The 24,255-nt window shown below is 71.2% G+C and carries 21 protein-coding genes; 9 read left to right on the forward strand and 12 right to left on the reverse strand.

Annotated elements, in window-relative coordinates; all coding sequences use genetic code 11:
* Nucleotides 1-167: 167 nt before the first annotated feature.
* Nucleotides 168-1,118 (reverse strand): hypothetical protein, encoded by a 951-nt coding sequence (locus OGL88_RS02160; RefSeq protein WP_263089383.1) that lies wholly within the window; start codon nt 1,116-1,118, stop codon nt 168-170.
* A gap of 121 nt (nt 1,119-1,239) precedes the next feature.
* Here OGL88_RS02160 and OGL88_RS02165 point away from each other — a divergent pair, with 121 nt between their 5' ends.
* A complete protein-coding gene (locus OGL88_RS02165; RefSeq protein ID WP_263089384.1) occupies nt 1,240-1,662 on the forward strand; it encodes a DUF3054 domain-containing protein in 423 nt (140 codons plus the stop codon).
* Nucleotides 1,659-2,672, forward strand: coding sequence for a LacI family DNA-binding transcriptional regulator (locus OGL88_RS02170; protein WP_263089385.1), 1,014 nt, complete (start codon nt 1,659-1,661; stop codon nt 2,670-2,672). Before OGL88_RS02165 ends, OGL88_RS02170 begins: the two co-directional genes overlap by 4 nt.
* A gap of 87 nt (nt 2,673-2,759) precedes the next feature.
* On the opposite strand, the gene OGL88_RS02175 is transcribed toward OGL88_RS02170, so the two are convergent.
* Complete coding sequence (locus OGL88_RS02175) at nt 2,760-3,413, reverse strand: spermidine/putrescine ABC transporter substrate-binding protein (protein ID WP_123294054.1); 654 nt, start codon at nt 3,411-3,413, stop codon at nt 2,760-2,762.
* 71 nt (nt 3,414-3,484) lie between these two features.
* Entirely contained in the window at nt 3,485-4,429 is a 945-nt protein-coding gene (locus tag OGL88_RS02180) for a DUF3097 domain-containing protein (RefSeq protein ID WP_263089386.1), read from the reverse strand.
* 78 nt (nt 4,430-4,507) lie between these two features.
* Between OGL88_RS02180 and OGL88_RS02185 the strand changes: the two genes are divergently transcribed.
* The 7 genes from OGL88_RS02185 (at nt 4,508) to OGL88_RS02215 (ending at nt 12,712) form a co-directional block, all read left to right on the forward strand.
* On the forward strand, nt 4,508-5,557 hold the full coding sequence (locus tag OGL88_RS02185) for a zinc-binding dehydrogenase (RefSeq protein ID WP_263089387.1): 1,050 nt from the start codon (nt 4,508-4,510) through the stop codon (nt 5,555-5,557).
* A 105-nt stretch (nt 5,558-5,662) separates the two neighbouring features.
* Complete coding sequence (locus OGL88_RS02190; RefSeq protein WP_263089388.1) at nt 5,663-6,904, forward strand: ROK family transcriptional regulator; 1,242 nt, start codon at nt 5,663-5,665, stop codon at nt 6,902-6,904.
* 127 nt (nt 6,905-7,031) lie between these two features.
* Nucleotides 7,032-8,390 carry an extracellular solute-binding protein gene (locus OGL88_RS02195; RefSeq protein WP_263089389.1) on the forward strand — a complete coding sequence of 453 codons (1,359 nt, stop codon included), beginning with the start codon at nt 7,032-7,034 and terminating at the stop codon, nt 8,388-8,390.
* A complete protein-coding gene (locus tag OGL88_RS02200) occupies nt 8,390-9,430 on the forward strand; it encodes a carbohydrate ABC transporter permease (RefSeq protein ID WP_263089390.1) in 1,041 nt (346 codons plus the stop codon). The genes OGL88_RS02195 and OGL88_RS02200 overlap by 1 nt, the downstream gene beginning before the upstream one ends.
* Nucleotides 9,430-10,320 (forward strand): carbohydrate ABC transporter permease, encoded by an 891-nt coding sequence (locus tag OGL88_RS02205; protein WP_263089391.1) that lies wholly within the window; start codon nt 9,430-9,432, stop codon nt 10,318-10,320. Before OGL88_RS02200 ends, OGL88_RS02205 begins: the two co-directional genes overlap by 1 nt.
* Nucleotides 10,321-10,328: 8 nt before the next feature.
* Nucleotides 10,329-11,636, forward strand: a complete 1,308-nt coding sequence (locus OGL88_RS02210; RefSeq protein WP_263089392.1) for a 6-phospho-beta-glucosidase — start codon at nt 10,329-10,331, stop codon at nt 11,634-11,636.
* Nucleotides 11,624-12,712, forward strand: coding sequence for an N-acetylglucosamine kinase (locus OGL88_RS02215; protein ID WP_263089393.1), 1,089 nt, complete (start codon nt 11,624-11,626; stop codon nt 12,710-12,712). Before OGL88_RS02210 ends, OGL88_RS02215 begins: the two co-directional genes overlap by 13 nt.
* 118 nt (nt 12,713-12,830) lie before the next feature.
* On the opposite strand, the gene gap is transcribed toward OGL88_RS02215, so the two are convergent.
* The 9 genes from gap to OGL88_RS02260 all read right to left on the reverse strand — a co-directional run bounded on the left by gap (nt 12,831) and on the right by OGL88_RS02260 (nt 24,233).
* Nucleotides 12,831-13,835: a type I glyceraldehyde-3-phosphate dehydrogenase gene (gene gap, locus OGL88_RS02220; protein WP_205464157.1), complete on the reverse strand. Its 1,005-nt coding sequence runs from the start codon at nt 13,833-13,835 to the stop codon at nt 12,831-12,833.
* Between the two features lie 111 nt (nt 13,836-13,946).
* The gene (locus OGL88_RS02225) at nt 13,947-14,897 is read right to left on the reverse strand and encodes a GlxA family transcriptional regulator (protein WP_263089394.1); all 951 of its coding nucleotides are present in this window, start codon (nt 14,895-14,897) and stop codon (nt 13,947-13,949) included.
* A gap of 51 nt (nt 14,898-14,948) precedes the next feature.
* Entirely contained in the window at nt 14,949-15,671 is a 723-nt protein-coding gene (locus OGL88_RS02230; RefSeq protein WP_205464155.1) for a methyltransferase domain-containing protein, read from the reverse strand.
* Nucleotides 15,668-16,747: a type III polyketide synthase gene (locus tag OGL88_RS02235; protein WP_263089395.1), complete on the reverse strand. Its 1,080-nt coding sequence runs from the start codon at nt 16,745-16,747 to the stop codon at nt 15,668-15,670. The genes OGL88_RS02230 and OGL88_RS02235 overlap by 4 nt, the downstream gene beginning before the upstream one ends.
* Nucleotides 16,748-16,870: 123 nt before the next feature.
* Nucleotides 16,871-18,376, reverse strand: a complete 1,506-nt coding sequence (gene gatB / locus OGL88_RS02240; protein ID WP_263089396.1) for an Asp-tRNA(Asn)/Glu-tRNA(Gln) amidotransferase subunit GatB — start codon at nt 18,374-18,376, stop codon at nt 16,871-16,873.
* Nucleotides 18,376-19,920 carry an Asp-tRNA(Asn)/Glu-tRNA(Gln) amidotransferase subunit GatA gene (gene gatA / locus OGL88_RS02245; protein WP_263089397.1) on the reverse strand — a complete coding sequence of 515 codons (1,545 nt, stop codon included), beginning with the start codon at nt 19,918-19,920 and terminating at the stop codon, nt 18,376-18,378. Before gatA ends, gatB begins: the two co-directional genes overlap by 1 nt.
* Nucleotides 19,917-20,216: an Asp-tRNA(Asn)/Glu-tRNA(Gln) amidotransferase subunit GatC gene (gene gatC, locus OGL88_RS02250; RefSeq protein ID WP_111085021.1), complete on the reverse strand. Its 300-nt coding sequence runs from the start codon at nt 20,214-20,216 to the stop codon at nt 19,917-19,919. The genes gatA and gatC overlap by 4 nt, the downstream gene beginning before the upstream one ends.
* Nucleotides 20,217-20,360: 144 nt before the next feature.
* On the reverse strand, nt 20,361-22,664 hold the full coding sequence (locus tag OGL88_RS02255) for a transglycosylase domain-containing protein (RefSeq protein ID WP_263089398.1): 2,304 nt from the start codon (nt 22,662-22,664) through the stop codon (nt 20,361-20,363).
* Nucleotides 22,665-22,865: 201 nt separating this feature from the next.
* The gene (locus OGL88_RS02260) at nt 22,866-24,233 is read right to left on the reverse strand and encodes an alpha/beta hydrolase family protein (protein WP_263089399.1); all 1,368 of its coding nucleotides are present in this window, start codon (nt 24,231-24,233) and stop codon (nt 22,866-22,868) included.
* Nucleotides 24,234-24,255 lie beyond the last annotated feature (22 nt).

The raw sequence follows: 24,255 nt of genomic DNA on the forward strand, positions 1-24,255 counted from the left end.
CCGAGGTCGAGTGTGGCGCTACCGGGTGAACGCCGGGTGCCGCGGGCGTCGCCGCCGGGTGAACTCCGGGGTGCGTGGTCGCGCTTCGCTCTGGTGCGAGGTTGATCACCCCGTGCGCCGCAACAACCTCGCACCGAGTGGCGAACCTCGCACGGGGCGCTCGGCGCTCAGCGTCGCATCCGGACACCTGCCCGCCGCAGCTTCGCGCGCAACGTCGCCTCGTCCCAGAGATCAGCCCATCGCAACCGCACGACGTGCCGAACGCCGGGCATGGACCGCAGCCGGTCCTCCCGGTACTTCTCAGCGACGACCACGTCCTCCGCCGAACGCCCGTTCCGCATCGTCGGGTCGCGGTACTTCGCCTCGCCGTCGAACTCGACCACGACGCCGGCCGAGGGGAACCAGAAGTCCACCACGATGTCCGGTTGCCCGGACGACCTGAAACGGTGCTGCAGCACGGGCTCCTCCGTTCCGAACTGATCGAACCGGGTTCGCGCGATCGACTCACCCGGCGAGTCCGACGCGGAGTCGGCGAAGTCCACCGCACGGAGCGCCCGACGGCGACTCTTGGGGCCACGCCGCGCGATCGTGTCGCGCACGGCTGCTCGGGGAACACCCCGACGGAGCAGGTCGTCGAGCGCCACGACGGCGTCGATGAACGGCACCGTGAGGGCCACGTCTGCAGCTATCCGAACAGGTCCGCTCAGCTGCAGGCCTTCCGGCGTGCTGATCCTGTTCGGGTCCGGTACCGGGTCGAGGTCGGCGTGGACGACGAAGGAAGCATTCGTGGTCCGCCGATCACTCCCGACCGAGGTCACGTGCACTCGATCGGGCGGCGGCGACACCGTCGGCACGCCGAGCACGACTGCCGCCGAGACGTGTGAGACGACCTGATCGGGTCCGATGCGATCGGCGGACGCACCGATACGGACCAGGTGCTGTTCCGCCGGCCGGAGGGCTGCCCAAGCGGCAGCGTCGACGAACATCCCTCGCCCGATGCGGGCGAGCTCCTGCGCGTCCGCCCGCCTCCTGATCACCTCGGACTCGGCTGGATGGTGCGCCGAGGTCCGGAGGACGGTGACGGCGGGGAGCGGGGCGAGGGCGATCTGACGGTCCACCCCGACGATGGTGATCGTCGGGGGACGAGAGCGGTTGGGGCGGCGGCCGTCCTGTGGACAAGACGAGGGCGACGCCCGCCTGTGGAGAGGCCGGAGCCGTCCGGGCTGCGAGACTGTCCGGGTGAACACACGCACCTGGGGTTGGCTCGCAGCGGTCATCGACGTCGTGCTCATCGTCGTCTTCGCACTTATCGGGCGTTCGTCGCACGGTGAAGCCAACACGGCGCTGGCACTCTGGATCACCGCGTACCCGTTCCTGGCGGGCTGGGCGATCGGGTACGTGACGAGCGGAGCCTGGGCCCGGCCGCTGCGCTTCTGGCCGACCGGCGTCGTCGTCTGGATCCTCACGGTGTTCGTCGGCATGGCGATCCGGGTCGCCACCGGCCAGGGCGACGTCGACGGCAACCCGCTGCCGATCTCCTTCGTCATCGTCGCCACGATCGTGCTCGGGGTGTTCCTGCTCGGATGGCGCGCGATCGCCCGCGGGGTGCTGCGCTTCACCGCGTCGCGGTCCGGACGAGACACCGCAGCGTCCGACGCGTGAGCGGTGGCCGCGGGTCCCAGCCGACCATCCTCGACGTCGCCGCACGTGCGGGCGTCTCGAAGTCGGCGGTGAGCCGGGTCCTCTCGGGCACGGGGCGGTTCTCGGACGAGACCCGTGAGCGCGTCGAACGCGCAGCAGCCGAACTCGGGTACGTCGCCAACGCCATGGCTCGCGGGCTCGTCAGCGGTCGGACGCACACCATCGGCATGCTCGTCCGCGACGCGTCGTCGATGGTCTACACCGCACTGCACGCCGTGATGGAGCGCCGCGCATCGGAGCTCGGCTACCGCGTCGTCACCACCACGGGTGTCGGCCGTGTCGAGGACGAGAAGTCCGCGCTCGCCGCACTCGTGTCGATGCGGGTGGACGGCCTCGTGGTCTGCAGCGGCCTGATGCCGTCCGCCGACATCGCCGAGTTCGCCCCGCGCATCGCCACCGTGGTCGCAGGTCGACCCGAACTCCACCCGGCATTGTCCAGCGTGTACTGCGACGAGGTGGACGGTGGCGCGACGATCGCCGACGCCGTCGCCGATGCCGGTCACCGCGCAGTCGTGGTGCTCACCGTCCCGCTCGACAACGCGATCACACAGCACGCCCGCTCGACGGCGATGGTCGAACGGCTCCGAGCGCGTGGCGTCCGGGTCATCGACATCGATGCCAGCTTCGTGCGGCCACCGGACGACCTCGCTGCCGACCTGGTCGACGCGATGCACGAATCGGATGTGACCGCGGTGATGTGCCCGACGGACCGGCTCATGCTCGACGTGTGCGAGGCACTCTCCCGCCGTGGTGTCCGGGTCCCGCACGATCTGTCGGTCACCGGGTTCGACGGTGTGTACCCCCTCGCGAGCGACTGGATCGGGTTCACGACACTCGAGCAGCCGATCGAGCGGATCGGCCGCGAGGCGATAGACCTCGTCATCGGCCGGATCGACGACCCGACGCGGGCCGTCGAGCACCGCTCACTCCGGGGCACGGTCGTGCCCGGCCGCACGCTGCTCCCCCGCTGACCGGGACCTTCTCGGTGCGAGGTTGGCCACTCGGTGCAGCGCAACAAGCGCGCACGGAGTGATCAACCTCGCACCGAGCGAAGCTCGTCAGAACAGCCCGCTGCGCGGCCCCTCATCCGGACCGTCGAACCCGCGGAACATGTCGGACACGAGTGCCTCGATCTGCGGTTCGACCAGGCGCTCCACCGCCTCGGCGATGCGCGGCCGGTGGTCGATGAGCGCCAGGCACACCGCCGTACCGGTCGAACGAGCACACTCGTCGGACAGCTCGATCTCGTGCCGGAGCGCCGCCTTGGCCTCGTCGGACAGCGGCTCCCTCGGGGTCTGCTCCCCCGCGCCCGTCCCCGCCAGCTCCCCGAGCGTGAAGAGGAACGGTGAACCGGGCGAGGGCTCGGGATCGACGTCGAGGCCCTGGAACTCGGGCGACAACCCCTCCGCCGGCTGGTACCCGGCGTGCCGCTTGCGCGCCGCGGCCCGCTCGAGCTCGCGCTGCAGCAGCGGCAGGTTCTTGGCGGTGTAGTCGTCGACGGCGTCCTCGACGATGGTCGAGATCCGGCCGATCAGCGCGTGCTGGACGGCGTGCGGGACGTCCTGCCCGAAGCCGGCGGCACTCGCGATCGGGGACCCGGTGCACTTCCGGCAGATGCGGGTGCGCGGGCGCGCGGTCCCGATCTGCCAGCGCGGCAGCCAGCGCAGCCAGACGTCGACAGCACTGCGCACGCGTCCGTCGATGCCGTCCATGCCCCAACGATACGGAGCGGAGGCGCGGATCACCCGCTCATTCCGCTCGCCGCCCCAGAACGGCCGGGTTCTCAGGCCTTGGGTTCCGTCACGAAGTCGATGAGCTCCTCGACACGGCCGAGCAGCTGCGGCTCGAGGTCGGCGAAGGTGCGCACCTGCCCGAGGATCCGTTGCCATGCCCGCGCGATGTCGGCCTGCTCGGCGTTCGGCCATCCGAGCGCCTGGCAGATCCCCTTCTTCCACTCGATCGACCGCGGGATCGTCGGCCACGCCTGCAGTCCGACGCGGGCGGGCTTCACGGACTGCCAGACGTCGACGAACGGGTGCCCGACGACGAGCACGTGCGCGCCCCACTTGCCACGCATCACAGCCTCGGCGAAACGGGACTCCTTCGACCCGGGCACCAGGTGGTCGACGAGCACGCCGACACGACGGTCTCGCGAGGGCTGGAACTCATCGAGCACCGAAGCGAGGTTGTCGACGCCGGAGAGCTCCTCGACGACGACGCCCTCGACACGGAGGTCGGCTCCCCAGACCTTCTCGACGAGCTCGGCATCGTGCTTGCCCTCGACCATGATCCGGGAGGGCAGGGCCACCCGGGCACGCTGCGACTCCACCGCGAACGATCCGGATGCGGTGCGGAGGCGACCACCGTCGGACGTCTGCCGCACGGCGGGCGCGGCCCCGGGCCTCCAGTCCGAGTGAACGGAACCCAGCGAACCCGGCGAGCCGGCAGCGGCTGCGGCAGACCGGCCGACCGGCGCCTGCGGCCGCCCCAGCGTCACGAGCTCGCCCTCGAGCAGGAACTGCCCGGTGAAGGGGAAGGAACGGGTGCGGCCCTTCCAGTCCTCGAGCGCGATGTTGCCCGCCTCGAGCCCGACGACGGCACCGGCCCACCCGGAGTCCGGGTCCTCGAGCACCATGTCGCGTTCGAGCGGCACCTGCCGCACCTTCTTCACCCCGCGGGAGCGCCAGTCTCCCGAGAGCACGTCCCCGCCGTACCGGTCGTCGTCCACCCGCACGAGGGTACTGTCGACATCGGCCCGGACGACGTCGACCGCGCCGACACCCACCATCTCGACGGAAGGCCTCCCGTGCGCGCAGCGATCATCCACGCCCCGAACGACATCCGCGTCGAGGAGCGCGACCGCCCCTCGGTCCTCACTCCGAAGGACGTCGTCGTCAAGGTCGTCGCCGCGTGCGTGTGCGGCTCGGACCTGTGGCCCTACCGCGGCGTCACGAAGACGAAGGAGCCCCGGCCGATCGGGCACGAACTCGTCGGCGAGGTCGTCGCGGTCGGCGACGCGGTCACCGACCTGCACGAGGGCGACTTCGTCATCTCCCCCTTCACCATGAACGACGGCACCTGCCAGGCCTGCCGCCACGGGATGACCAGCGGCTGCGACCACCTGTCCGGCTTCGGCGGGAAGGACGCGTACGGCGACCCGGTCGGCGGCGCGCAGGCCGAGTACGTCCGCATCCCGGACGCGTCGACGACCCTGGTCGCGGTGCCCGGCCCCGTCGACCCGGCACTCGTGCCGTCGCTGCTGACTCTCTCCGACGTGTTCTCCACCGGACACCACGCCGCGGTGTCGGCGGCGGTCGGTCCGGGCAAGACGGTCGTGGTGGTCGGCGACGGCGCGGTCGGCCTGTCCGCCGTGCTCGCGTCGAAGCGACTCGGCGCCGAGCGCATCATCGCCATGAGCCGGCACGCCGATCGCCAGGCGCTGGCGCGCGAGTTCGGCGCGACGGACATCGTGTCCGAGCGCGGTGCGGACGGTGTCGCGGCGATCCGCGAGCTGCTCGGCGGCGACCTGGCCGACTGCGCGGTGGAGGCCGTGGGCACCGAGGAGAGCATGGACCAGGCGCTGCACTCGGTCCGCGCAGGCGGCAACCTCGGCTTCGTCGGAGTCCCGCACGGCGTGCCGACGATCGGTACGCGCTACCTCTTCGACACGAACATCGCGGTCGCGGGCGGCATGGCGCCGGCACGGAAGTACATCCCGGAGCTGCTGCCCGACGTGCTGTCCGGAGCGATCGACCCGGGGCGCGTGTTCGACCTGGAGCTGCCGCTCGACGACGCCGCCGAAGCGTACCGGGCGATGGACGAGCGTCGTGCGATCAAGGTGCTGCTGCGACCGTAGGCGCCGGGCCTCCGTCGGGCCGGCGCGTTTCGCGCAGCAGAACGCGTGTTTCGAATCGGTAAACAAACCTTTCAGTAAAGAAGGTTGTCCGTTACAGTCCTCGACATGACCACACGAGGACGCACCCCCGGCCAGCCCGGTCTGCTGCGCGTCCTGAACGACCGCGCGGCGCTCGAGCTCCTGCTCGACGACGGCCCGCTCACCCGCAACGAGATCGCGCAGCGCACCGGTCTCAGCAAGCCCACCGCGGCCGAGATCATCCGCCGGCTCGAGTCGGCTGCACTCATCCGCCAAGCGGGCACGGACACACAGGCCGGGCGCCGCGGGCCGAGCGCCGTCGTGTACGAAGCGATCACCGACCGCGACCTCGGTGTCGCGGTGGACGTCCAGCTCGTCGACGTCCGGTCGACCGTGGTGGACGCCGCCGGTCGCACGTTCCCGGTCGCCACGCACCGGATGTCCGAGGCCGAGGTGCGCTCACCCGGGTCGGACATCGTGGCCGCAGCGATCTCCCGCGCAGCCGCCGCGGCCGGTGTGGACCCCGAGCTCGTCACCGCCGTCGCGGTGGGCGTGCAGGCGAGTGTCGACCACGCCACCGACACCCTCATCTTCACCGACGGGCTACCCGGCTGGCCCCGCGAGCAGGTCAGCACGACCCTCTCCGCCGAGCTCGGCGTCCACGTCGTCGTCGAGAACGACGCCAACCTCGCCGCCATCGCCGAACGCAACATGGGGGCCGGTCGAGCACCCGGATCGTTCGCGCTCTTCTGGATGGCCGAGGGCCTCGGCATGGCCCTCGACCTGCACGGTCACCTGCACACGGGCGCCTCCGGTGCCGCGGGTGAGATCGGCTACCTCAGCGTGCCCGCCGACGCACGCTCCATCGACCCGACGGCCACGATCGTCGCGGACCTCATCTCCGAGCCCGCGATCATCGCCCTGGCCGCCGAGCACGGGATCACGGCCCCGGACGGCACCGCAGCCGACTGGCGCCAGGTGCTCCCGCAACTGCCCGGCCTGCCCGAGCAGCACCCCTTCACCGTCGCCCTCGGCGAGCGCGTCGGGCACAACGTGCTCCCCGCCCTCGCGGTGGCCGATCCCGAGACGGTCGTCCTGCACGGCCCGACCGGGATCGCCGGTGGCCCCGCCCTGGCCGCCGCCGTGACCGCCTGGCTCCGGACCCGCTCACGCTGGTCCACCGCCGTGGTCGCGCCCGGCGTCCCCGACACCCCCGTCCTGCACGGTGCGCGGCACGTCCTCATCGACGTCGTCCGCACCGCGCTCGCGGACCGGCTCGAGCGCATCAGCGACGATGCCCCGACGCCGGACCCCGTCGAGCGCCCCTGAACGTTCCACCCGCACCACTCGAGGCACCATCACCCAGCCCTGTCACAGGGCTCTTCGTCGCGCCCGGAAACGGGCAACGCCCGGAATCCTCGGCGCGCCGGAGCGAGACCAGAGAGCGAGTACCGCCTTGTCCCTCCCCGAACCGAACGCCCCGCGCCGCCGGGTGTTCCGCCGCATCGCCACCGCCACGGCCGTCGCCGCCGTCGGAGCCCTCGTCGTCGCCGGCTGCAGCTCCGGCAGCAGCGCCGACTCGATCGAGAAGAGCGCCCCGAAGGAGCTCAAGGGCACCGTGTCCCTGTGGCACTTCTTCACCGGCCGTGAAGCCGGCGTCGTGAAGACCGCCGTCGAGGGCTTCGAGAAGGCCAATCCCGACGTCACCGTCGACATCCACGCCGGTCAGGACGACGAGAAGCTGCAGAAGGCGATCTCGTCCGGCCAGAACATCGACGTGGGCCTGTCGTACTCGACCGCCATCGTCGGCAGCTTCTGCTCCTCGGGTGCCTTCCGCGACCTGTCGCCGTACATCGAGCGCGACAAGGTCGACCTGTCCGACATCCCGAAGGCCGTGCAGTCGTACACGCAGTACAAGGGCACGCGCTGCACCCTGCCGGCCCTCGCCGACGTCAGCGCGCTCATGTACAACAAGCCGCTGCTCGAGAAGGCGGGCATCACGACCCCGCCGAAGACCCTGGACGAGCTGAAGACCGACGCGCTGAAGCTGACGACGTACAACGCCGACGGCTCCATCAAGCAGCTCGGCTTCAACCCGCTCATCGACTTCTACGAGAACTCCCCCGAGCACTGGGCGCCGATGGTCGACGGTTCTTGGCTCGACAAGGACGGCAACAGCGTGATCGGCACGTCCGACGCGTGGAAGAAGCTCATCACCTGGCAGAAGGGCTTCGTCGACGAGATCGGCTACGACAAGCTCAAGGCCTTCACGTCCGGCCTCGGGCAGGAGTTCGCGGCCGACAACGCGTTCCAGACCGGTCAGGTCGCGATGCAGATCGACGGCGAGTACCGGACGGCGTTCCTCAAGGACCAAAAGCCGGACCTGGACTACGGCACCTCCCCGACCCCGGTGATGGACGGCCTCGGCAACTACGGCTCGACGTACATCGCGGGCAACGTCGCGGGCATCGCGAAGGGGTCCAAGAACCCCGAGCTGTCGTGGGCGCTGCTGAAGTACCTGTCGACGAACACCGACGCGCAGGTCACGATGGGCAACGGCCTGAAGAACATCCCGACGCTCACCTCGGCGCTGGAGTCCCCCGACCTCGAGGTCGACGAGAACTACAAGACCTTCGTCGACGTCGCGGGCGACAAGGACACGATGACCTCGCCCGGCACCGCGGACGGTGCTGCCTACATCGGCACCTTCACGAAGTTCTGGCAGGCCTACCAGCAGAACGGCGGCGACCTCGACGCCAAGCTGAAGAAGCTGGACTCCGACATCGACAACGCGAACCAGCTGGCTGGTCCGTGATGAGCATCACCACCAAGACGACCGGCCGGGAGGCGCGGCTCGCCCGCGCCGCCCGGCCCACGGACCCGACGGGGTCCGGTCCGGTGCCCCCGACGGCTCCGCGACGTCGGCCCCGCTCCGCAGAGTCCCGGCGCCGCCTCGTCGCCCTGACGATGCTCGCGCCGGCCCTGGCGGGCCTCGTGGTCTTCTTCGTCTACCCGCTCATCGCGTCGATCTTCTACTCGTTCACGCGCTACAACCAGCTGCAGGAGCCCGAGTTCGTCGGGCTGCTGAACTACAAGTTCCTGTTCACCCAGGACCCGCAGATCGGGCCGGCGGTCGTGAACACGCTGTGGTTCGTCGTCATCCTGGTGCCGGTGCGGATCGTGTGCGGACTCCTGGTCGCCGGGCTGCTCAGCCGGGCCAAGACGGCCACCGGCTTCTGGCGGACGCTGTTCTACCTGCCCGCCCTCGTCCCGCCGGTCGCGAGCGTCGTGGCGTTCGTGTTCCTCTTCAACCCGGGCACCGGGCCGGTGAACCAGATCCTCCGGGTCTTCGGCATCGACGGCCCGCTGTGGTTCAACGACCCGGCGTGGTCGAAGCCCTCGCTGGTGATCCTGGGCGTCTGGGTGATGGGCGACATCATGATCATCTTCCTGGCGTCGCTGCTCGACGTGCCGCGCGACCTGTACGAGGCCGCGTCGCTCGACGGTGCGAACGGCGTCCAGCAGATCCGGCACATCACCCTGCCGACGATCGCCCCGGTGATCGGGTTCGCCGCCGTGACGGGGGTGATCGCCGCGCTGCAGTACTTCACCGAGGCGGCCGTCGCCTCGGGCGTCGCGAGCGGCAAGGCGACGATCGGCGGCGGGACCGCCGCCCAGCTCGGCTACCCGGGTACCTCGCTGCTCACGTACACCGAGCTGCTCTACCAGCACGGGTTCGCGAACTTCCAGTTCGGCTACGCGTCCGCCATGGCCGTGGTCCTGTTCGTGATCACCGCGGTGGTGCTCGTCTTCACGATGCGCCGGATCAGTGTGTTCCGGCCGGAGGAGTCCTGATGACCGCTGTGTCCCAGTCCCCGCTCGCCCGGGCGCCACGGGGTCCAGCGCCCCGCACCGGCAGGCCGCGTGGTCGCACGCTCGTGTGGATCGCCGAGCACGCCGCCCTGGTGGCCCTCGGCGTCCTCACCGTCGCCCCGATCGTGTTCGTGGTCCTGACGTCGCTGATGTCGAGCAACCAGGCACTCACGGCGTCGATCGTGCCCCGGCCGTTCGACTTCTCGAACTACGCGCGGGTGTTCACCGAGCTGCCGCTCACGCAGTGGTTCGGCAACTCGTCGATGTACGCCGTCCTCGCCACCGCGTTCATGCTCATCAGCTCGGTGCCTGCGGCCTACGCGCTCGCCCAGATCGAGTTCCGGGGAGCGAACCTGATCTTCACGGTGATCATCGTCGCGATGCTCCTGCCCCCGCAGGTCACCGCGGTGCCGGTCTACGTGATGTGGTCGCACCTGCACCTGACCGGCACCCTGTGGCCGCTCATCCTGCCGAACCTGCTCGGCGACGCGTTCAGCATCTTCCTGCTCCGCCAGTTCTTCATGACCATCCCGAAGGAGTACGGCGACGCCGCCCGCATGGACGGCTGCAGCGAGTGGGGCGTGCTCTGGCGGGTGGTCGTCCCGATGGCCCGCCCGGGCATCGCGTCGGCGGCGATCTTCATGTTCTTCCACTCGTGGAACGACTACTACGGCCCGCTCCTGTACGCGTCCGAGAACCAGGCCGCCTGGCCGGTGGCGTACGGGCTCGCCACGTTCCGCGGACAGCACGGCACCGACTGGTCGATGACGATGGCGATGACCGTCGTCGTCATGGTCCCCGTCGTCATCATCTTCTTCTTCGCACAGAAGGCATTCGTCGAGGGCATCGCGCTCACCGGCGTGAAGGGATAGCAGCTCCAGTGAAACTCACAGTCGTCGGTGGCGGATCCACCTACACCCCCGAACTCGTGGACGGCTTCGCCCGGCTCCGCGACCAGCTCCCCATCGACGAGCTCTGGCTCGTCGACCCCGACCCGGTGCGCCGCGAACTCGTCGGCGGCGTCGCCAAGCGGATGTTCGCGCACGCCGGGCACCCCGGCACGATCCACGTCACCGACGACGTCGTCGCCGGGGTCACCGACGCCGACGCCGTCATGTTCCAGCTCCGCATCGGCGGGCAGGCCGCACGGCAGCAGGACGAGACGTGGCCGCACGAAGCATGCTGCATCGGGCAGGAGACCACCGGTCCGGGCGGGTTCGCGAAGGCGCTCCGCACCGTGCCCGTGGTCCTGGAGTACGCCGAACTCGTCCGGAAGCACGCCAAGCCGGACGCCTGGATCGTCGACTTCACGAACCCCGTCGGCATCGTCACCCGCGCCCTGCTCGAGGCCGGGCACCGCGCCGTCGGCCTGTGCAACGTCGCGATCGGGTTCCAGCGCCGCTTCGCGAAGGAGTTCGGCGTCGCCCCCGACCACGTCCGGCTCGACCACGTCGGCCTGAACCACCTGACGTGGGAGCGCGGCGTGCACGTCACGGGCGCGGACGGCGTCGAGCGCGACGTGATGGCGGACCTGCTCGCCGAGTCGGACGGTGCCCTCGGCCGGACGGCGGAGAGCGTGCACATGCACCCGGACCTCCTCCGTCTGCAGCACGCGATCCCCTCGTACTACCTGCGGTACTTCTACTCGCACGACATCGTGCTGCAGGAGCAGCTGCACGAACCCACCCGTGCCGAGGCCGTCATGGAGACCGAACGGGCCCTGCTCGCGAAGTACGCCGACGAATCGGTCGTGACGAAGCCCGCCGAACTCGAGCAGCGCGGCGGCGCCTACTACTCCGAGGCGGCGATCGACGTGCTGTCCTCGATCCTCGGCGACCGCGGCGACGTGCAGGTCCTCAACGTGCGGAACGACGGCACGTTCCCGTTCCTGCCCGACGACCACGTCATCGAGGTGCCGTCGCGCGTCACCCGCCAGGCGATCACACCGTTGCCGGTCTCCCCGCTCGACCCGGACATGGTCGGTCTCGTGTCGCACGTCGCCGGGTACGAGCGGCTCGCCCTCGACGCCGCGGTGCACGGCGGCCGCGACCGGGTGCTCCGTGCGATGTGGGCCCACCCGCTCGTGGGGCAGGTCGACAAGGCGGAGCAGCTCACCGACCTGCTCCTGGCCGCGAACACGGAACACATCCCGTGGGCGCGATCGGAGCACGTGACGTGGGCGGGCTGAGCCGGACCGGCGAGGCGGGCCCGGCCCGAGCCTCCCGTCCGCCCGCGCCGGTCCCACCGGACGCGACCGACGTCGTGCTCGCCGTCGACGGGGGCGGGAGCAAGACCGACGTCGTCGCGATCGCGCTCGACGGGACCATCGTCGGCCACGCGCGCGGTCCGGGGTCGAACCCGCAGACGCGGGGCTGGGACCTCGCCGGCCCGATCCTCGACGACGTCCGTGCGCGGGTGGTGGGCGAGCTGGGCGACCGCCGCATCCGCACCACGCACGTGTACCTGGCCGGGCTCGACCTGCACGACGAGCTCGTCGCGGCGACCGCGGCCCTCGCGCACTGGGCCGAGGACGGCGGCGAACCGCACGTCCTGGACAACGACCTGTTCGCGCTGCTGCGGGCCGGCACCCTGTCCCCCGACGCCGCGGCCGTGGTGTGCGGCACCGGGATCAACGCCCTCGCGGTGCGGGCCGACGGCACGACCGCACGGTTCCCGGCCATCGGGGACGTCTCCGGCGACTGGGGTGGCGGCGCGTGGCTCGGCAACCGGGCGCTCTGGCACGCGGCGCGGGCCGACGACGGTCGCGGTCCGGCGACGGCGCTGGTCGACGCGGTGCCGGCGGCGGTCGGTCTCCGCAGCGTCCGCGAGGTCACCGAGGCCATCCACTTCGGCCGCCTCGACCAGCGCGTGTTCAACCGGCTCTGCCCCGTGCTGTTCGACGTGGCCGGAGCCGGCGACGTGGTGGCCCGGAGCGTCGTGGGGCGGCAGGCGGAGGAGATCGTCCTGCTCGCCGCGGTCGCGCTCGAGCGGTTGGGGCTCGGTGGTTCCGCGGCCGAGCCGGTGCCCGTCGTGCTCGGCGGCGGGGTGCTCGCTGCTCGGCACCCGTTGCTCGTGGACGGTGTCGTCGACGGGCTCGCTGCCCGGGTCCCCGGAGCGGTGCCGACCTGGGTCACCGATCCCCCGGTGCTCGGCGCGGGGCTCGCGGCGCTGGAGTCGGTCGGTGCCGACGATGCGGCGCTCGAGCGGTACCGCGAGGCCGTGCGCTCCCGGGCCTTCGCGAGCACGACGGCGCTGATCCGCTGACGCGCTGCTGACGTCACCCGAGACTCGGCCTGAGCGACACGGTTCGCGCTCCAGAGCGCGAGAACTGTCGCTCGGGCCGAGTCTCGCGGGCCGCGGCCCTCGGCCCTCGGCCCGCGGCCTACGCGCGCGCCAGCATCCCGAGCGTGTCGACCACGCGGTTCGAGAAGCCCCACTCGTTGTCGTACCAGGCGACGACCTTCACGTGCCGGCCCTCGTCCACGCGGGTGAGCAGCGAGTCGAAGATGCTCGACTCCGGCCGCCCGGTGATGTCCGTCGACACGAGCGGGTCCACCGTGAACGCCAGGACCCCGGCGAGCCGGCCGGCAGCCGCGGCGCGGTAGGCCTCGTTCACCTCGTCCACGGTCACGTCCCGCGAGACGACGGTGTTCAGCTCGACGATCGACCCGACGGGCACCGGCACGCGGATGGCGTCGCCGGACAGCTTGCCCTCCAGGCGGGGCAGCACCAGCCCGATGGCCTTGGCCGCCCCGGTCGTCGTCGGCACGATGTTCACGCCGGCAGCGCGGGCCCGACGCAGGTCGCGGTGCGGCCCGTCCTGCAGGTTCTGCTCCTGCGTGTACGCGTGCACGGTGGTCATGAACCCGTGTTCGATCCCCGCCAGGTCGTCGAGCACCGACGCCAGGGGTGCGAGCGCGTTGGTCGTGCAGGACGCGTTCGAGATCACCGTGTGCACGTTCGGGTCGAACGTGTCCGAGTTCACGCCGTACGCGATGGTGGCGTCCGCTCCGGTGGCCGGCGCACTGATCAGGACCCGTCGGGCGCCTGCGGTCAGGTGGCCGGCTGCCGCGTCGCGCGCGGTGAAGCGTCCGGTGGACTCGAGGACGACCTCGACGCCGAGTTCAGCCCAGGGCAGGTCCGCCGGCGACGTCGACGCGAGCACGCGGACGCGGCGCCCGTCGATGACGAGCGTGTCGCCGTCGACCTCGACGGTGCCGTCGAACGGCCCGAGCGCCGAGTCGTAGCGGAACAGGTGCGCGAGCGTGTCGGGTGCGGTCAGGTCGTTCACGGCGACGACCTCGAGGTCGTCACCGCCCCGTGCGAGCAGGGCGCGGAGCGTGTTGCGGCCGATACGGCCGAAGCCGTTGATGGCGATGCGGGTCATGTGGGGTTCCTTTCGTTCCGTGGTCCATGCTCACGGGCCGGGAGGCACGGCTCCAGTGGCAGGGAAGCCAGCGTCCGAAAGGATGTCGCCACCACCGCCGCGACGGCGCGGTCAGTCCTGGAACGTCCGTCGGTACTCGGTGGGCGAGGTCCCGAGGATCCGCCGGAAGTGCGTCCGCAGGTTCGCGTCGGAACCGAGGCCCGCTCGCTCGGCCACCTGGTCGACGCCGAGGTCCGACTGCTCCAGGAGCTCCCGGGCGAGGTCGACGCGCGCCCGCAGCACCCACTGCATCGGCGTGTACCCGGTGTCCTCCACGAACCGGCGTGAGAACGTCCGGGTCGACACCGTGGCGTTCCGCGCGAGCGCTTCGAGTGTGAGCGGCTCGGCGAGGTGCCGGAGCGCCCACTCCCGGGTGTCGGAGAACACGTCGCCGAGCGGTTCCGGCACGCTCCGCGGCACGTACTGCGCCTGGCCGCCGCTGCGGTACGGGGCGCTGACGAGCCGTCGGGCGACGTGGTTCGACAGCGCCACGCCGTGGTCCTGTCGGACGATGTGCAGGCAGAGGTCGATCCCGCTCGCGGCACCGGCGCTGGTCAGCACCGAGCCGGCGTCGACGAACAGCACGTCCTCGTCGACGTCCACCTCGGGGTACCGCTCGCGGAGCACCCGCGTGTAGTGCCAGTGCGTCGTCGCGCGGCGGCCGTCGAGCAGCCCGGCTGCCGCGAGCGCGAACGCGCCGGTGGAGATCGCCGCGATGCGGACGCCGCGGTCGTGCGCCCGCGCGAGTGCCGCGACGACGTCGGCGGGCGGCGCCGAGTCCGACGGGCGGCGGTAGCCGGGCACGAAGACGGTCTCCGCCCAGTCCAGTGCCTCCAGCCCGTGGTCGACCGCGTAGGCCAAGCCGTCGCCGCCGGTGATCCGACCGACCCGGGGGCCGCACACCCGCACCTCGTAGGGCATGCTCGGCCGGTTCGAGAACACCTGCGCTGGGATCCCGACGTCGAGCGGTTTCGCACCGTCGAGCACCAGGACTGCGACGCGGTGCAGTGGGGACGCAGCCATGCCGACGACGCTAGCGGACGCGACCGCCCGGCTCGCGGAGTGCCCTGACCGTCAGGCGTCGCGGACGGCCAGCACCCGGTGCGGCGATGCCCGTTCCGCTCGCCACCCGATCGGCAGCGTGTCCCGCAGCTCCGCCAGGGTGAAGGCCCGGCGGATCGACCGCAGGCCGTCGACCCGGACGAAGGTCCCCGCGGACACCAGCGGCGACGCCAGCGCGTAGGCCCGGTAGGCCTCGCGTGACCGACGGATGTCCGAGTGCACGCTGCGGCCCGACGCGAGCGCCTCCGAGTCCGCCAGGAACCCGTTCCGCTCGTCGTCGCCCAGGTGGTGCAGGACGTGGTTCGACACCACGACGTCGAAGCGCTCGCCCGCCGTCACCAGGTCACCGCTCGACTGCTGCCGGAAGGTGACACCCCGCGGCGCCCGTCGGTTCGCCGCGTCGATCGCCCGCGGGTCCGGGTCGACCCCGACGACCTCGACGTCGAACCCGTCGCTCGCCGCCCACCGCACGACGGCCCGGGCCAGGTCGCCGCCGCCGCACCCGAGGTCGAGGACCCGGGCACGGCCGTTCACCGGCAGGGCCGGCACGACGTGGGTCCGCCACGCCGAACGCCAGCCGCTCACCAGGGCGTTGACGAGCGCGAAGCGCCGGAAGGTCCGCGCGAGCGCGTGCGGGTCGCAGTCCGGGTCGTCCATGAGTTCGGTCAGGTCGACTGCGCGCGTGCGCAGGTCGAGGACCGGGAGGCCCGTGGAGCCGCCGTCGGGACGGCTCACGTGCGCACCACGGTCAGTCGCGCACTCTCGACCGTGAGACCGGGGCCGAAGGCGAGCGCCACGACGGCAGCACCGTCCGGGATCACGGCGTCGAGGGCCTCGCGGAGCACGAACAGCACGGTCACGCTCGACATGTTCCCGTGGTCGCGCAGTACCGTCCGGCTCGCCGCGATCGCCGCGTCCGGCAGGCCGAGCGCCTGCTGCGTGCGGTCGAGGATCGCACGCCCACCGGGGTGCACGGCCCACACCGGCACGTCGGCGGCGGGTCCGTCGAGCAGCGACGCGACGGCATCGGCGACGCTGCTGCCGACGAGCTTGGGGACCGCGGTGCTCAGGACCATCTCGAAGCCCTCGTCGCCGATGTTCCACGCCATCTCGCCGGCGCTCTCGGGCACGACGGCGGTGGCGAATGCGTCGAGGCGCAGACCGGGGCCGTCGGCGGTGACCACGACGGCGGCGGCGCCGTCCCCGAAGACGCTGTTCGCGACGATCTGGTCAGGGTCGTCGCTCGCGCGGACGTGCAGGGTGCAGAGCTCGGCGCAGACGACCAACACGACGGCGTCCGGGTCGGCCTCGGCGAACGCGGCCGCGATCCGGAGCGCCGGGAAGGCAGCGCAGCACCCCATGAACCCGATGTGGTGCCGGAACACGGAGCGTGGCAACCCGAGCGTGGTCACGATGTCCAGGTCCGGCCCGGGCTGTGTGAACCCGGTGCACGACACCGTGACGACGTGCGTGACCGAGGCCGCGTCCACGTCTGCGCGGACGAGCGCGTCACGCGCGGCGTCGACGAACAGCGTCGGTGCGAGCTCGCGGTAGCGGTCGTTGCGGGTACCCGTCGAGGGTGAGTGCAGCGCGCCGTCCGTGTCACGGAACGCGCCCGCTGGACGGCTCCGGTCGAGTTCGGCCAGCACCGTGTGCCGGTGCTCGACCGCCGAGGCGTCGAAGGCTGCGGGGACGAGCCGCCGGCCGAGACGACCGAGCTCGGGCTGCGCAGCGAAGAGGTCTCGCACGGCAGCCTGCTCGAGCGTCGTCTCCGGGACGGCGGTTCCGATGGCGCGGATCGTTGCGGACACGACTCATCCTGTCACCGGGTCGCTGACGCGTCCCCAGATTCGACGATCTCGAACGCGACCACGGACGGACGGGAGGCGCGGTGCCAGCTGGCACCGCGCCATCCGTCCGTCGTCGGAACTCGTCTACGCCTGCTGCGCGCGCTCCAGCACGAGCTCGCGAACGCGGGCGGCGTCCGCCTGGCCCTTCATGGCCTTCATGACGGCACCGATGATGGCGCCGGCGGCCTGGACCTTGCCGTCCTTGATCTTCGCGAGCACGTCCGGCTGCGCCGCGAGTGCCTCGTCGACCGCGGCGGTGAGCGCCGAGTCGTCGGACACGACCTTGAGCCCACGGGCCTCGACGACCTGGGCCGGCGAGCCCTCGCCGGCGATGACGCCCTCGAGCACCTGGCGGGCCAGGCGGTCGGTCAGGTCCCCGGACTCGACGAGGGCGATGACCTCGGCGACGTGCTGCGACGACACGAGGTCCCCGGGCTCGGCGTCCTGCGCGTTCGCGACACGGCTGATCTCGCCGGTCCACCACTTGCGGGCTGCCTGCGGCGCGGCTCCGGCGGCGACGGTGCCCTCGACCTGGTCGAGCAGCCCGCCGTTCACGACGTCCTGGAACTCCAGGTCGGCGAAGCCCCACTCGCCCTTGAGGCGACGGCGGCGAGCCACCGGGGCCTCGGGCAGGGACGCACGGAGCTCCTCGACGACCGCGGGGTCCGGCACGACCGGCAGCAGGTCGGGCTCGGGGAAGTAGCGGTAGTCGTCGGCGTCCGACTTCGGACGGCCGGCCGAAGTGCGGCCGGTGTCCTCGTGCCAGTGGCGGGTCTCCTGCGTGATCGAGCCGCCGTCGGCCAGGATCGCGGCCTGGCGCTGGATCTCGTAGCGGATCGCACGCTCGACGGCACGGAACGAGTTGACGTTCTTCGTCTCGGTGCGGGTGCCGAGCTTCTCCTGGCCGCGGGGGCGGAGGGAGATGTTGGCGTCGCAGCGCAGGTTGCCGCGCTCCATGCGGGCCTCGGAGACACCGAGTGCGCGCACGAGGTCGCGGATGACCTGCACGTACGCGGCACCGAGCTCGGGGGCACGGTGCTCGGCACCGAAGATCGGCTTCGTGACGATCTCGACGAGCGGCACACCGGCGCGGTTGTAGTCGACGAGCGAGTACTCGGCGCCCTGGATGCGGCCGGTGGCACCACCGACGTGCGTCAGCTTGCCGGCGTCCTCTTCCATGTGGGCGCGCTCGATCGGGACGTTGAAGATCGTGCCGTCGGCCAGTTCGACCTCGACCTCGCCCTCGAACGCGATGGGCTCGTCGAACTGCGAGACCTGGTAGTTCTTGGGGTTGTCCGGGTAGAAGTAGTTCTTCCGGGCGAACCGCGACGACTCGGCGATGGAGCAGCCGAGCGCGAGCCCGAGCTGGATCGAGTACCGGACGGCCTGCGCGTTGACGACGGGCAGCGACCCGGGCAGCCCGAGGTCGACCGGCGTCACGTTCGTGTTCGGCTCGCCACCGAAGAAGTTCGGCGCGTCCGAGAACATCTTGGTCTTCGTCGCGAGTTCGACGTGCACCTCGAAGCCGAGCACCGGCTCGTAGCGCTCCAGTGCTTCGTCGAAGTCCATCAGCGCGTCCTTCTGCGCCATCAGATCACACCTTCCTGCGCAGCCGACTGCTGGCTCTGGTCGAGGTCCGGGATCCGGTCGATGAGCGGGGCTCCCCACTGCTGTTCGAGCAGACGCTCGAGCGCCGCACCGTAGCGGTACAGGCGGGCGTCCTCGCGCTGCGGGGCCATCAGCTGGACGCCGACGGGCAGCCCGTCCTCGGGTGCGAGGCCGTTCGGGATGCTCATGCCGGGCACGCCCGCCAGGTTCGCCGGGATCGTGGTGAGGTCGTTGAGGTACATCGCGAGCGGGTCGTCGATGCGCTCACCGATCGGGAACGCGGTCGTCGGGGCCGAGGGGCTGATGAGCAGGTCGACCTGGTCGAACGCGGCCTGGAAGTCGCGCTGCACGAGCGTGCGGACCTTCTGCGCCGAGCCGTAGTAGGCGTCGTAGTAGCCGGCGCTCAGGGCGTAGGTGCCGAGGATGATGCGACGCTTCACCTCGGGACCGAACCCGGCTTCGCGCGTGGCGGCCATGACGTCCTCGACCGTCGCACCGTTCTCCGGCGTGACGCGCAGGCCGAAGCGCACCGAGTCGAACTTCGCCAGGTTCGACGAGGCCTCGGCCGGCAGGATCAGGTAGTAGGCGCTGATCGCGTAGGCGAAGGACGGGGCGTCGATCTCGACGACGACCGCACCGGCCGACTCGAGCAGGGCGACGGTCTCCTGGAAGCGCTGGGTGACCCCGGCCTGGAAGCCGTCGCCCCCGGCGAGTTCCTTGACCACGCCGACGCGCAGGCCGCGCAGCGTGTCCGCCTGCAGTCCTTCGCGGGCGGCGGCGGCCATCGAGGGCCAGACGTCGGGGATCGAGGTGGAGTCGCGCGGGTCGTGCCCGCCGATGACGTCGTGCAGGAGCGCGGCGTCGAGGACGGTGCGGGCGACCGGTCCGATCTGGTCGAGGCTGGACGCCAGGGCGATCGCGCCGTAGCGGCTGACCCCACCGTAGGTCGGCTTCACACCGACGGTGCCGGTGACGGCGCCGGGCTGACGGATCGAGCCACCGGTGTCGGAGCCGAGGGCGATGGGGGCCTCGTGCGCGGCGACGGCAGCGGCCGAGCCACCGCCGGACCCGCCGGGGATGCGGTCGAGGTCCCACGGGTTGTGGGTCGGTCCGTACGCCGAGAACTCGGTGGTCGAGCCCATCGCGAACTCGTCCATGTTGGTCTTGCCGAGCGGCACGAGACCAGCGGCGCGGAGCTTCGCGACCGGGGTGGCGTCGTACGGCGGCATCCACCCTTCGAGGATCTTCGAGCCCGAGGTGGTCGGCATGTCCTGCGTGCACAGGACGTCCTTGATCGCGATCGGGACACCGGCGAGGGGCCCGAGGTCGTCGCCTGCCGAGCGACGCGAGTCGATCGACTTCGCGACGGCGATGGCGTTCTGGTTGACGTGCAGGAAGGCGTGCACGTCGCCGTCGACGGCGGCGATGCGGTCGAGGTGGGCCTGCGTGGCCTCGACGCTCGAGACGTCGCGCGCCACGAGGGCGTCGGCGAGCGCCGCGGCGCTCATCCGCGTGATGTCGGTCACTGTTCTTCTCCCAGGATGGCGGTCACTCGGAACCGTTCGCCGTCGGAGTCCGGCGCTCCGGAGAGCGCCTGCTCCTGCGTCAGCGTCTGGCCGACGACGTCGGGTCGGGTGACGTTGCCGAGCGGCACGGGGTGGCTCGTCAGCGGGACGTCGTCGGTCGCGACCTCGGCGACCTTGGCGACGCTCTCGACGATGTGCGACAGCTCCCCGGTCAGCTTCTCGATCTCGTCGGGCGTGAGTGCGATACGTGCGAGGTTCGCCAGGTGCGCGACCTGCTCGCTCGTGATGTCAGGCATGGTGCTCCGTCGATCGGTTCGTGGACGTCCGACAGTCTATTGGCTGCGGTCGTCCGCGCAGGCGCGGCCGTGGACGGCTGCCCGGAGGCCCGTCACCGGTCCGGCGGACCGGTGACGGGCCTCCGGACGGCGTGGACCGAGCAGTCACTTCCCGTTCTGGTCGCCCGCTGCCGGAGCGGCCGTGGCGGCGGGAGCCGCCGGTGCCGCCGGTGCGGAGGGAGCAGCCGTCTGGGCCGGCGTCGACTGGTCGGCCTGCGACGCACCGGATCCCGACGACGCCGAGGACTGCGACTGCGACGACTGCGACGAGTGGCTCGCCTGCCCGATCATCGCCTGGCTCGGCGTGGGCAGGGCGTCCCCGCCGACCGTCTGGTCGAGGTACGCCATCATCGACTTCCCGACCCCGAACTTCGCGCTGTACCCGGTGGTCCCCTGCAGGAACGGCCAGTTCGCCAGGCTCACGTTCCCCTGCACGTTGCCGATCCAGGTGGCGTTCGTGTACTTCGTCGACGACGCGACGAGCCAGTTCTGCACGTCGCCGTCGGTGGTGCCGGTCTTCGCGAACTTCGGCACGCTGTCGCCGGGGTTCGCGCTGGCCGCCGTGCCGGAACCCGACAGCACGCCCTGCAACGCGTAGTCGACGGTGCCGGCGACGTCCGCCGAGACACCCTGCGTGCAGGACGACGGCGTCGGGGTGATCTTCGTGCCGTCCGACTCGGTGACCGAGTCGATCGCGGTCGGCGTGCAGACGACGCCGCCGTTCGCGAAGCCCGCGTACGCCTCGGCCAGGTCGATCGGCGACAGCTCGTTGACCCCGAGGATCGACGAGGGGGTCTGCCCGAGGGCACCGCCGTCGGCGCGGTGGATCCCCATCGACTGCGCGAGCTGCGCGATCTTGCAGAGGTCGAGCTGCTTGCCCATCGCGCCGAAGGCCGTGTTGATCGACTCGACGGTGGCGGCCTGAACGGTCATCGACGCCGGCACGGACTCGGCGTTCGCGACCGGCCACGTCCCGCCGCTGACGTTCTGGCAGGAGTTCGTGAACTCCGAGTTCTGGAACGTGTGCTCGGTGGTCGACACCGATTCGGAGAGCGTGTGGCCGGTCGCGAGCCATTCGGCCAGCGTGAACACCTTGTAGGTGGAGCCGGTCTGGAACCCTCCGGAGTTGCCGTAGCCGGAGTCCGCGCTGTAGTCCACCGCGGTCGACCCGGCTGCGGCGTTGTCGCCCTGCGTGTACGACGTGTTCTGCACCATCGACATGATGCGCCCGGTGCCGGGCTCGACGGTGACGTTGGAGCCGCCGACGTCGACGCCCGCCATCGTGGCCGGCACGTAGGTCGACAGTGCGGTCTGCGCCTGGCCCTGCAGGTCGAGGTCGAGCGAGGTTTGGATCTGCAGGCCCTTGGTGTCGAGCGTCGCGATGCGCGCCGCGGCGGTCTTGCCGAACGCCGGGTCCTGCAGCACCTGGTCGCGGACGTAGTCGCAGAAGTAGCCGGCGTCGTAGTTCGTCGCCGCGGTCGAGCAGCCGTTCGCGGTCTCGGTGATCTTCGGCGTGACCGGGGTCGCGATGGCCTTCGTCATCTCGGCCTTGGTGATCGACCCGTGCGCCTGCATGCGGCGGAGCACGTAGTCACGTCGCTCCTTCGTGAGCGCGTAGCCGTTCGCCTTCCCGTTGTCCTTGTCGCTCGGCACGTCGATGCGCAGGTTCGAGGGGTTGTTGAGGATCGCCACGAGCGTGGCCGACTGCACGAGCGACAGGTCCTTCGCGTGCACGCCGAAGTAGTACTCGGCACCGGCCTCGGCGCCGTACACCCGACCGCCGAGCCCGACGATGTTCAGGTACCCGGTCAGGACGTCGTCCTTCGAGTACTTCTTGTTCACGGCGATCGCGTACCGCATCTCCTGCAGCTTCCGCTGCGGGGTGACGCCGGCCGCGTCCTCGTAGCAGGCCTCCACCTTCTTCGCCGTGGCGGCCTGGTCCTTGCCGGTGAGCTCCTCGCACTGCTGCACGAGGACGTTCTTGACGTACTGCTGCGTGATGCTCGATCCGCCCTGGACGTCGCCGCCGACGACGGTCGCGGCGACTCCGCGCAGCGTGCCGAGGACGTCGATGCCGCCCTCGTCGTAGTAGCGGGGGTCCTCGGTGTCGATGGCGGCCTGCTTGAGCGTGTCCGCCATCTGGTCGGCCGTGACGTTCGTCCGGTTCTCGGCGTAGAACGACGCGATCTTGACCTGCTTGCCGCCCTTCGTCGCGTACACCGACGACACCTGCTGCGGCGTCTGCACGTCGAGGTAGCTCGGCAGGTCCTCGAAGAACGCGACCGCACCCGAGGTGCCCTCACCCGCGACGGCGACCGCGGGCGTCACCGCGACGGCGACGAGCATGCCGGCGAGCACGGACATCACCACGAACATCAGGAGAGCACCAGGCCATCGCACCACACGCATGCCCCGAACCGTAGGGAGGCGGGCTGTACTGGTTCTGCCGTGGAAGCGACTGAGGCTGCGCCGTCGCTCAGGTTGCCGTTCAGGCAACACCTGTCGCTGGTCGCGATCCGCGCTGGGTCGCGGATCCGGCCGGGAGGCCCGGTGCGGCCCCGGCACGTCGGCCGCCGGTCACGATCCGGTCACGCCCGGGGCGTCACCCCGTCAGTCGCGCGGCTGCAGGTCCTGCGGACGGACCAGGTACATGTCCACCGACGCACCGACGACACCGTCGTCACCGGTGCTGCCGCGTCGGACCTGCTCGCGCACGAGGTCACCACGGCCGATCCCGATCAGGGCGACGTCGTGCAACGATGCGGTGCCCGGCTTGAGGTAGTCGTTGTGCCCGACCGGACGGCGGAACAGCTCCCCGGCGGCCAGTGCGTCGGCACCACCGGCCAGGTTCATCACGGTGGCACCGAACGCCGAACCGCCCGGGTCCGTGCCGTAGTACCCGGACCCCGCGATCGGATCGCTGTGCGCGACACCGACGAACACCTCGTCCGAGGCGACGTCCAGGTCCGCCGCCGACCGGACGTCACTGCCCGGAGACCCGAGCACGGTGAGGGTGTCGGCGCTCATCCGTCCGGAGGCGAGCGCCATGAGCGCCGTCGTCGACCCGTAGGAGTGCGCCACGATGTTCAGCCGGGGCTGGTCGCCGTCGCGGATCTGCCGCAGGCCGTCGACGGTGCGCTCGAGTCGCTGCGCCCCGGAGTCGGCAAGGCTGAGCGACATGATGTTCGACAGGTCGGGCGTGCGGTAGCCCATCCACGCCACGACGGCGACGCCCGTCCCGTCGCCGGAGCCACCGGCGGCCAGCGGGGCGAGGGTCGCCTGCTCGCTCGCGAGGTCGTTGGCGGTGTTCGTGAAGTCGGCCATCTGCCCGGTCACGGTGAAGAACATCCCGGGGACGATGACGGTGACGTCCGCCGCGGTGTCGAGGTCACCGATGCTGATCGCCGCTCGGCCCGCCGCCCGGGTGTCGAGCGTGATGAGGAACCGCTGCGGGTCACCGGGTTCGCGCCGCAGCGAGTCCCGCACCTGTCCGAGCATCGCGGCGTGCGCGGCACCGGTGTCGGGGTCGGCGAGTCCGGTGGTCAGGGTCGACCGGTTCGCGCGGTCGCGCGCGGCGTACGGCACGCCCTCGAGGTTGCCGATGATCGACGGCGCGTGGACCAGGAGCGTGCCCTGTTCGTCGGCGCCGAGTCCCGCCCACCACTGCGCGACGACGGCCGCCGCGGGTGGGTCGTCCTGCGCGGTCGCCACGACCCGCGCGTCGTCGGCGGCGCGGCGCAGGTCAGCGGCACCGAGGACCGCGAGGTCGTCGAGGAACGCCCGACCATGTGCGTCGGCGACGGTGTCGACGTCGATCTGTCCCCCGGTCATGACCGGCTGGGGCACCGTGTGGCGCTCGGAGACGAGCGCGACCGTGACGGTGGCCGAGGCGGCATGGGTCGGAGGCGCGACGGGGGCCTCGACCACTCCGAGCGAGTGCATCGAGGCGGTGAGCAGAGCCGCGGCGATGAGCAGCAATCGGGTCTCCCCCTGGAAGGCC

The sequence above is a fragment of the Curtobacterium sp. RIT-PI-V genome, assembly GCF_025642935.1.
Classification (GTDB): domain Bacteria; phylum Actinomycetota; class Actinomycetes; order Actinomycetales; family Microbacteriaceae; genus Curtobacterium.

Excerpts from the sequence above, each read along its gene's own strand:
- OGL88_RS02175 (WP_123294054.1), bottom strand. The coding sequence starts at position 3,413 with ATGGACGGCATCGACGGACGCGTGCGCAGTGCTGTCGACGTCTGGCTG.
- OGL88_RS02190 (WP_263089388.1), top strand. The coding sequence starts at position 5,663 with ATGACCACACGAGGACGCACCCCCGGCCAGCCCGGTCTGCTGCGCGTC.
- OGL88_RS02200 (WP_263089390.1), top strand. The coding sequence starts at position 8,390 with ATGAGCATCACCACCAAGACGACCGGCCGGGAGGCGCGGCTCGCCCGC.
- OGL88_RS02205 (WP_263089391.1), top strand. The coding sequence starts at position 9,430 with ATGACCGCTGTGTCCCAGTCCCCGCTCGCCCGGGCGCCACGGGGTCCA.
- gap (WP_205464157.1), bottom strand. The coding sequence starts at position 13,835 with ATGACCCGCATCGCCATCAACGGCTTCGGCCGTATCGGCCGCAACACG.
- OGL88_RS02225 (WP_263089394.1), bottom strand. The coding sequence starts at position 14,897 with ATGGCTGCGTCCCCACTGCACCGCGTCGCAGTCCTGGTGCTCGACGGT.
- gatB (WP_263089396.1), bottom strand. The coding sequence starts at position 18,376 with ATGGCGCAGAAGGACGCGCTGATGGACTTCGACGAAGCACTGGAGCGC.
- gatC (WP_111085021.1), bottom strand. The coding sequence starts at position 20,216 with ATGCCTGACATCACGAGCGAGCAGGTCGCGCACCTGGCGAACCTCGCA.
- OGL88_RS02255 (WP_263089398.1), bottom strand. The coding sequence starts at position 22,664 with ATGCGTGTGGTGCGATGGCCTGGTGCTCTCCTGATGTTCGTGGTGATG.